The organism is uncultured Eubacterium sp. (assembly GCF_934295145.1).
Taxonomy (GTDB): domain Bacteria; phylum Bacillota; class Clostridia; order Lachnospirales; family Lachnospiraceae; genus Eubacterium_I.
This window is the reverse complement of the sequence record NZ_CAKRAS010000012.1, coordinates 1-12,766: the sequence shown is the minus strand read 5'-3', so window position 1 is coordinate 12,766 and position 12,766 is coordinate 1. Positions and strand designations below refer to the sequence as shown.

Below are 12,766 nucleotides of genomic sequence, written 5' to 3'. Positions count from 1 at the left end.
CAGAAAGGGGTAGGCATTTATGTCCAAAGAAAAAACTTTAAGTGTCGATCCGAAAAAGAAACGTCTGCAAACCCAGATACTGGTTATTGCGATTGTCGTCGCAGCATTTGTAGTCTGCCACTTTATTACAGGTGGCAGATTACTTGCTCCGAATAACCTGCGTACACTTCTGACACAGGTTACCTATCCAATGATCGTTGCACTGGGAATGATGTTTATTTTTACGGGCGGTATGATCGATTTATCTATAGGCGCACAGGCAATTCTGGCAGGTAACGTAGCAGCAGTACTGGTAGAAGATTTCGGACTGGGATATGCAGGACTGATCATCGGAGCTATCGTGGCCATGATTGTATGTGAGTTACTGAGTGCATCCTGTTCCGTATTCTTAGGGATACCTTCCTGGGTAGCAGGACTTGGTGCGGCACTGGTATTTGAGGCAATTGCGACCATTTATGTTGGAAATCGTGCAAAGACAGCCGGTGCAGCGGTTGTGTACTTAAAACACTGTCAGGCACTGGGAAAATTCCCGACAATTTTTATTATCGCAATTGCAGTATTTGCAGTTGCATGGTTTATCTTTAACCGCACAAAACTTGGTTTTAACCTTCGCGCCATCGGTGGCGGCGGAGAAGTTGCAGAGGCCATGGGTATCAACAGAGTAAAAACAATCATGCTTTCTGCAGCAGTTGGAGCTGTGATCATCTCCATCGGTGTTATCACACAGCTTTCCTATACCGGACGTTTTACTACATCCGCAGGTATGGGATCTTTAAGTGGTATCTTTAAATCACTGGCTGTTATCCTGATCGCAGGTTCTTTCTCCCGTATCTATAATGATGCAGTTGGATGTGTGATCGGAGCTTTTATCGTAGCGGGATTATTTAATGTATTGACTTTGGTAGGTGTACCGTCAGGTACAGGCCAGGATATCTGTCTTGGTATGGTAGTACTTGTATGTGGTATCCTCTCATCTTTGGGATATAAGGGGGTTATGAAGTGATGGCAGAAGAGATGTTACGTATCGAAGGTGTCAGCAAAAGCTTTGGCCCGACCTTAGCGAACAAAGATATCAACCTGGTTCTGGAAAAGGGAATTCTTCTTGGACTTGCAGGTGAGAATGGTTCCGGAAAATCCACACTGGCTTCCATGGTTTGTGGAATGCAGAGTAAGGATTCCGGTAAGTTTTATAAAAATGGTAAAGAATATGATCCACACTCTCCGAGTGACGCGGCAGCACATGGCATTGCCATGGTTGTACAGGAACTTGGAGTGGTAGGAAATCTGCCGGGTATCGTAAATATGTTCCTCGGCAAGATGGATAAATATAAAAAAGGTATTGCGGTAGATCTGGCAGCAATGCACCGTGATGCGGATGCAGTATTTGAAAAATGGAATCTTCCAAAAGTTCCATTGAACGTACCAGCCGGAACCCTTTCCATTGAGGAAAGAAAAATCATGGAGCTGGCAAGAGCCCTGATCACTGATCCGGATTTTCTGGTACTGGATGAGATTTCCCAGGCGTTATCCCAGGATAACCGTCAGGTACTGTACAAATTTATTGAGCAGTTCAAATCCCAGGGCAGAACCATTCTGATGGTTACCCATGACCTGGAAGAGATGATGGATATTTGTGATCAGATCGCAGTACTTCGTGATGGTGTCATCGTGGAGTGCAAGGAAGCAAAAGAGTTTACCATGGACGAACTGAAACGTCAGATGATCGGCCGTGAAGTTTCCGGTGACTACTACCGTGACGACCAGGAAGAACAGTATGATGATGAGGTTGTTCTGGAGGTCAGAGATCTGACCATTGAAGGCAAATGTGAACATATTTCCTTTGATGTACATAAAGGCGAGATCCTTGGTGTCTGCGGACTTTCCGATGCAGGTATCCATGAACTGGGAAGTGCGATTTATGGATTGGAGCATCATGAAGGTGCAGTGCGTGTCAAGACAAGCAATACCGAGTTGAAACATCCAGGAGATCTGGTAAAGACAAAAGGTGCTTATCTTTCCAAAGACCGTGATGCAAACGGACTGATGCTGGATGCAGGAATCGGTGCAAACTTAATCATTCCGTCCCTGGTAGAGTTATCCGGTCCGGTAGGATTCTTAAGTCCGAAAAAAACAAAAGCATTGGCTGAGAAAGCATCTCAGGCGTTTGAAATTAAATCTTCCGGTCTGAACCACATTGTCCGTCGTCTGAGTGGTGGTAACAAACAGAAAGTTAACTTAAGCCGCTGGCTGGTAAAAGATCTGGATTACATTATCCTGGACTGCCCGACCCGTGGTGTAGATATCGGTGTAAAAGCATATATCTACAGCGTATTAAAGAAAGCAAAGGCAGAAGGAAAGGCTATCATCATGATTTCTGATGAACTTCAGGAAGCCATGGGTATGTCTGACCGTATCATGGTTATGAAAGATCATAAATTTGCTGCAATGCTTTCCAGAAACTGTGATTTCACAGAAGAAAAAATGATGGAGGTAATGTTGTAATGAAAACTAAAAAAATGCGTTTTGATATCAACACATGGCTTCCAATTATCATTTTTGTGTTGATCTTAGTAATCTTTAGTATCGCCACCGGCGGAACACTGTTGAATTCCAGAAACATCTTAAATATCTTTAACCAGTCCGTAGCAACCATCCTTGCAGGACTTGGAATGCTGTTCGTAGCAGCTATGGGTGGTACAGATATCAGTACCGGTGTAGTTGTAGCACTGGCAGGATGTTTCGGATTGATGGGTGCGCAGGCATCTGGAAACTCTCTTGTATTTATCATTATCTCCATCTTAATCGGTATCGGTTCCGGTCTGTTGCTGGGATATGTAAATGCAAAGAGAAAAGTAAATTCCTTTATGGCATCCCTTGCGTTAATGATGGCATGGCGTGCAATCGTTAACCTGGTATTAAGTAATAAGGCCTATTATCTGCCGGATAATCTGTATGTACTGGATAAACCGGTAGTAAAAGGTATCATTCTCGTAGCTATTGTACTTGTAATTATCTACATATGGAGATTTACCAGATTCGGTAACTATGTAAGAGGTATCGGTGAGAATGAAGTAGCAATGAAATATGCCGGTGTCAATGTTGACAAGATCAAAATCATGGCATTCGTAATGTCCGGTCTTCTGGCAGCTGTTGCAGGTATCTTCACTGTAGTAAGACTTGGTGGAACAAACAATACTATGGGATCCGGCTTCGAGATGAAAGTTATGATGGCTCTGTTCATCGCAGGTATCCCGGTACAGGGTGGTGAAGGTTCCAAAGTATACAAATTATTATTCGGTGCCCCGACCATCATCATGCTGGAGAACGGTCTGGTTCTGTGTGGACTGAACGCAGGTGTGACTCAGTTAGTCCGTGGTCTTGTACTGCTCGGAGCAGTCTGCCTGACAAGCCAGCTGGCTAAGAGAATGGCTTATGTAGGTCAGGAGGGTGCTCATAATCAGAAAGAGAATGCTGCAGAGACAGCAGTTGAAAATGGAGGAAAATAAACGATGAAAAACGGAAAATTACAGGTAGGTATCATCGGTTGTGGTGGTATTGCAAATCAGAAACATTTACCGGCTCTGAAAAATCAGGCTGACAAAGCAGATATGGTAGCTTTCTGTGATATCTTAGTAGACAGAGCTGAGAAAGCAGCTGCTGAGTACGGTGTAGAAGGCGCAAAAGTATACGAAGATTACAAAGAGTTATTAGCAGATCCTGAGATCGATGTTGTACATGTACTGACACCAAACGTAGCTCACTGCCCGATCACATGCGACGCATTTGCAGCAGGCAAACATGTAATGTGTGAGAAACCTATGGCACACAATACAGAGTCCGCTCAGAAAATGATGGATGCATGGAAAAAATCCGGTAAGAAATTTACTATCGGATATCAGAACCGTTTCCGTGTTGATACACAGACATTACATAAAGCATGCGAAGCCGGTGAGTTCGGTGATATCTATTTCGCAAAAGCACATGCAATTCGTAGAAGAGCCGTTCCGACATGGGGTGTTTTCCCAGATAAATCAAAACAGGGCGGCGGTCCTCTGATCGATATCGGAACACATGCATTAGACATCACATTATGGTGTATGAATAATTACAAACCAGTATCCGTTATGGGTTCTGTATTTGAGAAACTTGGTCATTCTGAGCTTGCTACACAGGGCAACATGTTCGGTGCATGGGATCCTGAGACATACGAAGTAGAAGATTCCGCATTCGGATTTATCAAATTCGAGAACGGTGCAACCATCTTCCTTGAGTCTTCCTGGGCGATCAACATGAAAGATTCCAGAGAAGCAGCCTGCACACTCTGCGGTACAAAAGCAGGTGCTGAGATCGTTGGTGCTATGTCCGGCGGTGGCGCAAGCAACGGCCGTGAGTACGATCTGATCGTAAACGGAACATACCATGGACAGCTGGTTGAGCAGAAACTGTCTGAGGGCGGTACAATTGCATTCTTCGAGGGCGGATCTTCCGAACCGAAAGATCTTGAGTGCGAGCAGTGGTTAAACTGCATCATCAACGATACAGAGCCGGTTGTAAAACCGGAGCAGGCATTCGTTGTAACACAGATTCTGGATGCTATTTATGAATCAGCACGTACAGGAAAAGAAGTAATCCTGAACAAATAAAACAAAATAAGGTAAAAAAGGTTGTGGGAGTGTTGGGTGATTCAATACTTCCACAACGTGGTATAAAAAAATAACCAGATAGAAGAGGAGAAAATGCAATGAAATTAGGATTTGTAAGTGCCATTTTAGACCAGAGCAATTACGAAGAAATGATGGATATCGCATCAGACCTTGGCTTTGAGTGTGTGGAAGTTGCATGCTGGCCACAGGGAAAAGCAGAGCGTCGTTATGCAGGTGTCAGCCACATTGATGCAGAGCGCGTGCTGGAGGATGACGAGTACGCAAAACACATTCTGGATTATGCAGCAGAAAAAAAAGTAGAGATTTCTTCTCTCGCTTTTTATCCGAATACACTTGACCCGGATCTGGAGAAACGTCAGGCTTCCGTTGATCACCTGATGGCTCTGATCAAAGCAAGTGCAAAACTGGGAATCAACATGGTTACAAGCTTTATCGGCCGTGACCAGACAAAAACAGTTGAAGAAAACCTTGAGATCGTCAAAGAAGTATGGCCTCCGATCATCAAACTGGCAGAGGAGCAGGGCGTAAAAGTTGCCATCGAGAACTGCCCGATGCTGTTCGGACCGGATCAGTGGCCGGGTGGACAGAACCTGATGACCACACCGGCAAACTGGAAGAAAGTATTTGAGATTCTTCCAAGTGATAACTTTGGTATTAACTACGATCCATCTCATTTTGTATGGCAGATGATTGATTACATCAAACCGATTTATGAGTTCAAGGATAAAATTTTCCATGTACATTACAAAGATATCAAACTTTATCCGGACAAACTTCAGGAAGTTGGTATCATGGGATATCCACTTGATTTCATGTCTCCGAAGATTCCAGGCTACGGTGATGTGGACTGGGGCAAATATGTGTCTGCTTTGACGGATATCGGATACGATGGATATACCTGCATCGAAGTAGAGGACAAATATTTCGAGGGCAGCCAGGAGAAAGTACTGGACAGCTTAAAACTCAGCAAGAGATATATGACACAGTTCGTAATTTAGGAGGAAACAATTATGGCAAATCTTAGATTTGGTATTATCGGATTTGGCTTTATGGGACATGAGCACATGACCTTATTATCCGACTTTGATGGCATTGATGTGATCGCTATCTGTGATATCGAGGCAGATCAGATGAAAGATGCTCCGGAAGGCGTTGCAAAATATACAGACGCAGCGGATCTTCTGGCAAGAGATGATATCGACGTTGTTATCATTTCAGCAAATAACAACCAGCATCTGAAACTGGTAAAAATGGCAGCAGCAGCAAAGAAAAACATTATCTGTGAGAAACCGGTTGCATTATCTATCCCGGATCTCGAGGAGATGGAGAAAGCAGTTGCAGAGAACGGTGTAAAATTCACTGTTCATCAGCAGAGAAGATTTGATCCGGATTACCGCACGATGAAAAATGTATTTGATTCAGATGAACTCGGTGATATCTACACTGTTCAGACCGGTCTGTACGGATACAACGGAAATATGCATGACTGGCATATTTATCCGGAGCAGGGCGGCGGTATGATGTATGACTGGGGTGTACATCTGATCGATCAGATGCTTTACATGATCCCAGGCAAGATCACATCCGTATTTGCAGATGTAAGAAACGTGATCAACGAGCAGGTCGATGATTACTTCAAAGTTCTGCTGATGTTTGAAAACGGTATTACTGCAGAGGTAGAGCTGGGAACTTACTTCCTGAAAGATGAGGAAAGATGGTTTGAGCGTCACTGGTTCATGGGCGGAAACAAAGGATCTGCTTATGTGGACGGTTTCCATCCGGAAGGAAAGATTGTACATACTGCCGGCTTACTGCAGAACGCAGGTCATGGTCGTACGATGACAGCAGCAGGCCCGACAAGATCTTTCGGACCGCCGCGGGAAGGCCTGATCCTGAGCAAAGATATCGAGATCGCTCAGACCACACACCGTATGTATTTTGAAAATTATGTCAAAGCATACCGTGGAGAAGAAGACTTCCTGGTTAAGATTCCGGAAGTAAAACGTGTGTTAAAAGTTATGGATGCAGCAAGACTGTCTGCAAAGACAAGAAAATCTGTAGACTTTGAGGCATAAGTAAACCTGAAAAAGACAGGTGCTTTGTGCGCACCTGTCTTTTTTTGATAGGAAATTACGATGAATTTCCTATCAAACAAAAGCACTTCGTGCAAACGATGCGCACTCGCACGAGAAGAGATTCTTGCTTTGCAAGCGTGCTCGGCGCGGGCAAGAAAGATGTGCTATTGATAATTTTAAACGCGTAAGTGTGTGATAACACACTTTCTTGTACCAAAAAACAGGAAAAAAAGCTGTTTTTACAGTTTTTTGTTAAAAAGGAGAGAGAAAGAATGGATTTTGTGGCATATAATGAGATCCTGATCTGTGAGAAACCAATCAAAAATGAGATCGTAGCAGGAAAGAAAATCGGATATGAGTTTGAAATTCGCTATCCGTCTTACCGCGGATGCTATCTGAGTTGTATTGAAGATTTGAAGTTTGAGATGGACGGACAGGAGATCCCGAAGGAAGACATCGCGTTCGGACTGAACGGAAAAGAATTTACGATTTCAGATCTGCCGGAGCTGAACCATGAGTACTGGTATGTAATGAAACCGGCAACAATTCAGGTGCAGCAGATTGGCGGTATCGCACCGGGAGAACATTCTCTTCGTGTATACATGAAACACAGAGTTCCGTATACCGGATATTTCGGTCAGTATCTGACACTGATCAGTGACCGGACCGAGACATTGATGGCTGAACAATAGGAAAAAGGAGATGAACGATTATGAATACAGATATTAAAATTGGCGTGTCTCTGTACAGCCTGTCAACGGAATTTATCCATGGAACACTGGATCTGGAAGGATGCCTGAAAGCCGTTCACGATATGGGATACAAAGGAATCGAACTGGTAGCAGCACAGATGGTTCCGGATTATCCTTTTCCTTCCGATGAATGGTTATATAACTTGAAAGGATTACTGGAAAAATACGAACTGGAGCCGGTTTGCTGGTCTGCCTATATCGACATGGGAACAAGAAGTGACCGTGATATGAATGAGGAAGAGATCATTCAGTGCACCTTAAACGATCTGGTTTATGCAAAAAAAGCAGGATTTCCGATGGTCCGTACCCAGCATGCGATCTCTCCGAAGATTTTCCGGAAAATGATCCCTTACTGCAAAGAGCTGGATATGAAGCTGACCATTGAAATGCACTGGCCGCATCATCCGGATGTGGATGTATGGAAAGAGTATTTCGAGATCATGAAGGGAGAAGGAAAAGGATATCTCGGTTTCGTGCCTGATTTTTCCATTTTCCAGGAAATGCCACATGCTCTTTACCTGCGTCAGGCCGTTGAATTTGGCTGTCGCCCGGAAAAACTGGATGAGATCGTACAGATCCATGCAGCAGGCGGCGACATGGAGAAAGTCAACAACGGAGATTATACCGACATTGAGAAACATTATGCAGAAGAAATGTTTGGCAAGTTCAATCACCCGGCAAAAGTGGAGCAGTTAAAAGCTGTGATGGACTGCATTTTTTACATCCACGGCAAATTCTATTATCTTGACAATGATGAGCATGATCCGTGCATCCCGTATGAGACACTGATCCATGCGCTGGTTGAAAACGGTTACAAAGGTTACATTGCCAGCGAGTTTGAGGGACATCATTTTTACTCCGATGTCAGCTGCGTGGAACAGCTTGGACATTTTGTAAATATGGTAAATCATATGCTGGATGCAGAGACAAAATAAAAGGTGAAAAGTTACAATTCAAAATAGCGGATGGATTCCACCGGATGTAAATCCTGCTCCAGATTATCAAAACGGTTTCTGGGAACAATATCGGACATATTTTCCCGACTTTGTTTATAGTATTGCATCGGACTGACACCGGTAATTTTTTTAAAGAGCCGGGAAAAATAATAAGGATCTTCGAAACCGCAGTTATGTGCAATTTGTTGGATCGTAAGAATGGACTTATGATGAAGAATCTGTTCTTTTGCCCGCTGGATTTTCAGGAGATTGTAATATTGCAGAGGAGAGCAGTTGCACTGTTCTTTAAATAGTTTCCGAAAATGATTCGGGGAGTAAGATGTTTCCTGGATGACTTTGTCCAGGTCAAAGTGCATATCCCCCACATGGTCGGACAGAATTTTCTGGACACGGAGCACTTCCGGGTTTTTGCAGCCTGCATTCTTCCAATGGCACAAAAGATTCTGCATGGCATCCAGAATGGAACGCAAAAAACGTTCTGCATAAACATCTGTGGCCGGATCTAAGGGATAATCCAGGGCAAGCTTGAACAGGGAGTAAAAAGAATTTCGTTCATCATCCTGAAATACAAAGACGTTTTCAGAATCGGATTCCATACAGAAATCCATGAGCAGAATACTGCCATCCACAAAACCGTCAGCTGAACGTTTACTGTGCAGGATACCCGGGCGGATGCAAAAGATGGTGCCCGGCTGGAAATCGTAGGTTTTTCCGTCAATCACGGCGGTTCCGGAACCTTCGATATTCAGAAGCATTTCCCAGAATATGTGGCTGTGGGATGGGTAATCATAAAATTTTTTATTCTGGCTAGCAATTAGAAAATTCATGTTTTATTCTCCTGTTTTTTGTGGGTGTTTTATGATTGCCATTATAGTATAGAATCGTAATTTTGTCCATTTTTTTGAGAATGCTATACATGGAAATATGGGGATCAGACTGATATAATAAAATTGTTCGAAAGAGAGGAATAGATGTTTCGGACGAATCAATAAATAAGAAGTTATTTAATAAAAAGGAGGACATATAATCATGAGTATTGAAAAGGGAACTCCGAGAAGAGGTATCTGCTTATACAGCTATCATAACCTTCTTGGAAAAACAATGACACTGGATGATGCTTTCGAGGAAATGGCTGATACAGGAGCAACTTGTTTCGAATTTCTGACAAGTTATATCCCAAATTATCCAAATCCGTCCCCGGAATGGATCGACCATTACTGGAGATTATGCGAGAAATATAACATGCAGCCGTCCGAGTTAGGACACTGGGCAGAGAATCATCTGCACCGTGGAAAAGGCATGAGCGATGATGAAGTAGTAGAGGAGTTAAAACAGGATTTCCGCCTGGCTCATTTACTTGGATTCAAAGCACTCCGTACAAAGATTACATGTACAAATGAGCTGTGTGATCCGGAACCGGGTTGGCAGAATTACATTGAAAAAGCGCTTCCATATGCCGAGAAATATGATGTGCGTATGCAAAATGAAGTACATCTTCCGACAACACTCCATACCCCGCATATCCGCGATGAATATCTTGATTTTATCCATCGTACCAAAACTTCTCACTTTGGATTTAATATCGATTTTGGTACTTTCCAGTACAAAGCATCTCAGGATATGGTGGGACTTCCATGGCTGAACTTCGATGATATCAGCAAACCGGAAGAAATTGTTGATTTCCTTCCATACAGCTATGTTTGCCATGCAAAATTCACTTACATGAATGAGAATTTTGAGGAAGAGACCATCCCGTATCCGGAAGTAATCAAACTGATGGTAGACAATGGCTGGAGCGGAGATCTGCTTTCCGAGTACGAAGGTGGCATTCGTTTCTTCGCAGAAGAAGGACCGGAAAAATTTGCACAGGCTATGGAGCATATTCCGGATCAGGTTCGTCGTCATCAGATTATGCTTCGTAACATTCTGGGATACTAAGAAAAGGAGGAAAACGATAATGGTAGAAATTCGCCCAATTCAGCAGCGTGGTTTTCACAATACATATGATGAGAACGGAGAAATCGATGGATTCGAATTTAAATTCGTTCCGAAATACTATAAAGGATACTGGTTTACACAGTGCCGTTTCGGTAATGTCGTAGTAGACGGTGAAGTATTTGACCGTGATGAGATTATCTTCGTATATGACGGAATTGAGTACACCAGAGAAGAGATGTTTGATCTGCACAAATACTGGCAGTTCAGAACACCGCTGACATACCGTATTAAAAAGAAAGGCGGACTTTCCATCGGATACCATGATGTCAGCCTGCAGTATGGCTGGGTACTGAATTACAATGGTGCACTGGAAGCAGAAGAAGACGGAAGCGGTCTTGGAAATATGGCTCATATGTTTGGCGTTGATAACGAGAGAAGAATGCTTCTGTGTAATTGATTTTATAATTTAAAGCAAAATCGGAGAAATTTATCTCACTCACTAACCGTTCACTACCCTCGTTTTGCTTCGGTTTCATTGCGCTTGTTCTCGACTCCTATAAAAGCTGGTCGTCTTCCACTCGCGCAAAACTCGCAAAACGCAGTCGTTCTCTGAATCGTTCGTTGAGATAAATTTCTCCGATTTTTCCGCTTAAGTTATGAAAAGACAAATTTTTACATAGTGTACATGGCAACATGTGCATTGATGAGGCAAGTTGGACCGGAATTAACTTCTAATGTGTATGCAATGCACAACTTGTTCTTAGGGATTTATAACAAAAAAGATATTAGGAAAAGGAACAATAATGAAAGCAGCGTATTTTACAGATTTTATGGATACATTGGAGACGGAACAGCAGCGCCTGGCACAGGTGAAGCAGGCCTCCGGGGCGGATCAGGTACTTGCAATTATGAGTGGCAACTATCTTCAGAACGGCCAGCCAGCAGCAGAACCGATGGAATCCAGACTGGAAAAGGCAAAGCAGATAGGGGTAAATCAGATTCTGGAACTTCCGCTGTACACCTGTCTGTCCAGTGTCGGAATCTATGGTTACAGTACGTCGAATCTGATCACAAATGCGAAGGATATTGATGTACTTGTGCTGGAATCATTGGATGCTTCTTACGCACAGTTACTGGATATTGCGTATGTCCTAATCCGAAATGAAAAGACTTTTCAGAAGCGGCTGGCTGCATATAAACAGAGTGGTATGACATTTTATCAGGCTCAGGCAAAAGCAATTGAGGATGGGCTGCCAGGTGGAGAGAAAATCATGCTTGCTCCGCGAAATGTCCTGGCGGTGGAATGCATCAAATCATTGAAGTATATGTACAGCAGTGTGAAGTGCATGTGTATCCCGGAAGTATCGGATTTCTGGAAAGAGCAGGGATGGAGCGATACATGGGAAGAACGGCTGCTGGAACGGCTCATGGAATCAGAGGATGTGTTTTCTGACACTTATGGAGGCTATGAAAAACGAAGTCAGGCCATGATCGCGCAGCGTGAATTATACGAGGACTTTGACCAGTTCGCGGTATTGATCGCGGGGAAAGACCATGAACTGGTGGAGATTCGGAAGTATTTTCTGCGTCTGATACTGAAAATCCGTAAATTGGATGTCATTCACTGGCAGCTGAGGGATTTTTCCTCGGATGCAAAGTGGATAACGACAGAAGCTTGAGTTATGAAAAATAAAACGTAAAAATTGGAGATATATTAATGAAGCGGACAAATAAAGAAGTAGTAGAATATTTTTATGAACGTGTATTTAATGCATGGGATCTGTCAGAAATCGATGATCTTATGCTGGATGATTACAAGCAACATTCACCGGAAGTAGCAGACGGAAAAGAAGGATTTCTTGTATTTATGAAAGGATTCCTGGCTGGACATCCGCAGACTGAGACAATCCAGTGTCTGGAGGATGGTGATCTGGTGTGCATGTTCTTCAAATGCAAAATGGATGGCGGTGTGGTTGTAAAAGTGTTTGATCTGTATCGACTGGAAGATGGAAAACTGGCAGAACACTGGGATTGCACCATGCGTGTGGATAACATGGAATGCAATAATTCGAATGGACAGTTTTAAATTCTTGTTTAGGGTAGTTTTAAAAAAGCTGGAAGAAAACTCCAATGCCGGCACGACTGATTTTCTATCTGCGCTGCGCCGCTTATCTCCTAAGCGGAGGTTTCACCTCCACTTAGAATAGCTTCGCATAAATGTGCAGAGATTCGGATTTGAAATATGTCTGCTACGCAGACCCGAATCTCGCACCAGAACTTGCCAGAGCAAGTTCTGATTAAATTCGCGAACTCACCAACAGCAAAAACAGCTGTTGGTTCAGACACACTCCCGCGGTCGGGCTATGCTCGCTCCGATAACG

The 12,766-nt window shown here is 43.4% G+C and carries 13 protein-coding genes; 12 read left to right on the top strand and 1 reads right to left on the bottom strand.

What is annotated here, in order from left to right:
• Positions 1-19 precede the first annotated feature (19 nt).
• The 8 genes from Q0I54_RS03755 (at position 20) to Q0I54_RS03720 (ending at position 8,426) form a co-directional block, all read left to right on the top strand.
• Positions 20-1,003 (top strand): ABC transporter permease, encoded by a 984-nt coding sequence (locus tag Q0I54_RS03755; protein ID WP_296116564.1) that lies wholly within the window; start codon positions 20-22, stop codon positions 1,001-1,003.
• Positions 1,003-2,502 (top strand): sugar ABC transporter ATP-binding protein, encoded by a 1,500-nt coding sequence (locus Q0I54_RS03750; RefSeq protein ID WP_296116562.1) that lies wholly within the window; start codon positions 1,003-1,005, stop codon positions 2,500-2,502. Before Q0I54_RS03755 ends, Q0I54_RS03750 begins: the two co-directional genes overlap by 1 nt.
• Positions 2,502-3,506: an ABC transporter permease gene (locus Q0I54_RS03745; RefSeq protein WP_296116560.1), complete on the top strand. Its 1,005-nt coding sequence runs from the start codon at positions 2,502-2,504 to the stop codon at positions 3,504-3,506. Before Q0I54_RS03750 ends, Q0I54_RS03745 begins: the two co-directional genes overlap by 1 nt.
• A 3-nt stretch (positions 3,507-3,509) precedes the next feature.
• Positions 3,510-4,643 carry a Gfo/Idh/MocA family protein gene (locus Q0I54_RS03740; protein WP_296116557.1) on the top strand — a complete coding sequence of 378 codons (1,134 nt, stop codon included), beginning with the start codon at positions 3,510-3,512 and terminating at the stop codon, positions 4,641-4,643.
• A gap of 98 nt (positions 4,644-4,741) precedes the next feature.
• Entirely contained in the window at positions 4,742-5,662 is a 921-nt protein-coding gene (locus Q0I54_RS03735) for a sugar phosphate isomerase/epimerase (RefSeq protein ID WP_296116556.1), read from the top strand.
• Positions 5,663-5,674: 12 nt separating this feature from the next.
• Complete coding sequence (locus tag Q0I54_RS03730) at positions 5,675-6,739, top strand: Gfo/Idh/MocA family protein (protein ID WP_296116554.1); 1,065 nt, start codon at positions 5,675-5,677, stop codon at positions 6,737-6,739.
• A 272-nt stretch (positions 6,740-7,011) separates the two neighbouring features.
• A complete protein-coding gene (locus tag Q0I54_RS03725) occupies positions 7,012-7,431 on the top strand; it encodes a DUF6379 domain-containing protein (RefSeq protein WP_296116553.1) in 420 nt (139 codons plus the stop codon).
• Between the two features lie 20 nt (positions 7,432-7,451).
• Positions 7,452-8,426, top strand: coding sequence for a sugar phosphate isomerase/epimerase (locus Q0I54_RS03720; RefSeq protein ID WP_296116552.1), 975 nt, complete (start codon positions 7,452-7,454; stop codon positions 8,424-8,426).
• 11 nt (positions 8,427-8,437) lie between these two features.
• On the opposite strand, the gene Q0I54_RS03715 is transcribed toward Q0I54_RS03720, so the two are convergent.
• The gene (locus Q0I54_RS03715) at positions 8,438-9,274 is read right to left on the bottom strand and encodes an AraC family transcriptional regulator (RefSeq protein ID WP_296116550.1); all 837 of its coding nucleotides are present in this window, start codon (positions 9,272-9,274) and stop codon (positions 8,438-8,440) included.
• Between the two features lie 202 nt (positions 9,275-9,476).
• Between Q0I54_RS03715 and Q0I54_RS03710 the strand changes: the two genes are divergently transcribed.
• The 4 genes from Q0I54_RS03710 to Q0I54_RS03695 all read left to right on the top strand — a co-directional run bounded on the left by Q0I54_RS03710 (position 9,477) and on the right by Q0I54_RS03695 (position 12,471).
• Complete coding sequence (locus Q0I54_RS03710; protein ID WP_296116548.1) at positions 9,477-10,385, top strand: sugar phosphate isomerase/epimerase; 909 nt, start codon at positions 9,477-9,479, stop codon at positions 10,383-10,385.
• A gap of 19 nt (positions 10,386-10,404) precedes the next feature.
• Complete coding sequence (locus Q0I54_RS03705) at positions 10,405-10,842, top strand: DUF6379 domain-containing protein (RefSeq protein WP_296116546.1); 438 nt, start codon at positions 10,405-10,407, stop codon at positions 10,840-10,842.
• Positions 10,843-11,188: 346 nt separating this feature from the next.
• Complete coding sequence (locus tag Q0I54_RS03700; protein ID WP_296116544.1) at positions 11,189-12,064, top strand: nucleotidyltransferase family protein; 876 nt, start codon at positions 11,189-11,191, stop codon at positions 12,062-12,064.
• Positions 12,065-12,102: 38 nt separating this feature from the next.
• On the top strand, positions 12,103-12,471 hold the full coding sequence (locus tag Q0I54_RS03695) for a nuclear transport factor 2 family protein (RefSeq protein ID WP_296116543.1): 369 nt from the start codon (positions 12,103-12,105) through the stop codon (positions 12,469-12,471).
• Positions 12,472-12,766 lie beyond the last annotated feature (295 nt).

Coding starts and splice junctions, on each gene's coding strand:
- Q0I54_RS03705 (WP_296116546.1), top strand. CDS start 10,405: ATGGTAGAAATTCGCCCAATTCAGCAGCGTGGTTTTCACAATACATAT.
- Q0I54_RS03700 (WP_296116544.1), top strand. CDS start 11,189: ATGAAAGCAGCGTATTTTACAGATTTTATGGATACATTGGAGACGGAA.
- Q0I54_RS03755 (WP_296116564.1), top strand. CDS start 20: ATGTCCAAAGAAAAAACTTTAAGTGTCGATCCGAAAAAGAAACGTCTG.
- Q0I54_RS03725 (WP_296116553.1), top strand. CDS start 7,012: ATGGATTTTGTGGCATATAATGAGATCCTGATCTGTGAGAAACCAATC.
- Q0I54_RS03740 (WP_296116557.1), top strand. CDS start 3,510: ATGAAAAACGGAAAATTACAGGTAGGTATCATCGGTTGTGGTGGTATT.
- Q0I54_RS03695 (WP_296116543.1), top strand. CDS start 12,103: ATGAAGCGGACAAATAAAGAAGTAGTAGAATATTTTTATGAACGTGTA.
- Q0I54_RS03750 (WP_296116562.1), top strand. CDS start 1,003: ATGGCAGAAGAGATGTTACGTATCGAAGGTGTCAGCAAAAGCTTTGGC.
- Q0I54_RS03735 (WP_296116556.1), top strand. CDS start 4,742: ATGAAATTAGGATTTGTAAGTGCCATTTTAGACCAGAGCAATTACGAA.
- Q0I54_RS03730 (WP_296116554.1), top strand. CDS start 5,675: ATGGCAAATCTTAGATTTGGTATTATCGGATTTGGCTTTATGGGACAT.
- Q0I54_RS03720 (WP_296116552.1), top strand. CDS start 7,452: ATGAATACAGATATTAAAATTGGCGTGTCTCTGTACAGCCTGTCAACG.
- Q0I54_RS03715 (WP_296116550.1), bottom strand. CDS start 9,274: ATGAATTTTCTAATTGCTAGCCAGAATAAAAAATTTTATGATTACCCA.
- Q0I54_RS03710 (WP_296116548.1), top strand. CDS start 9,477: ATGAGTATTGAAAAGGGAACTCCGAGAAGAGGTATCTGCTTATACAGC.
- Q0I54_RS03745 (WP_296116560.1), top strand. CDS start 2,502: ATGAAAACTAAAAAAATGCGTTTTGATATCAACACATGGCTTCCAATT.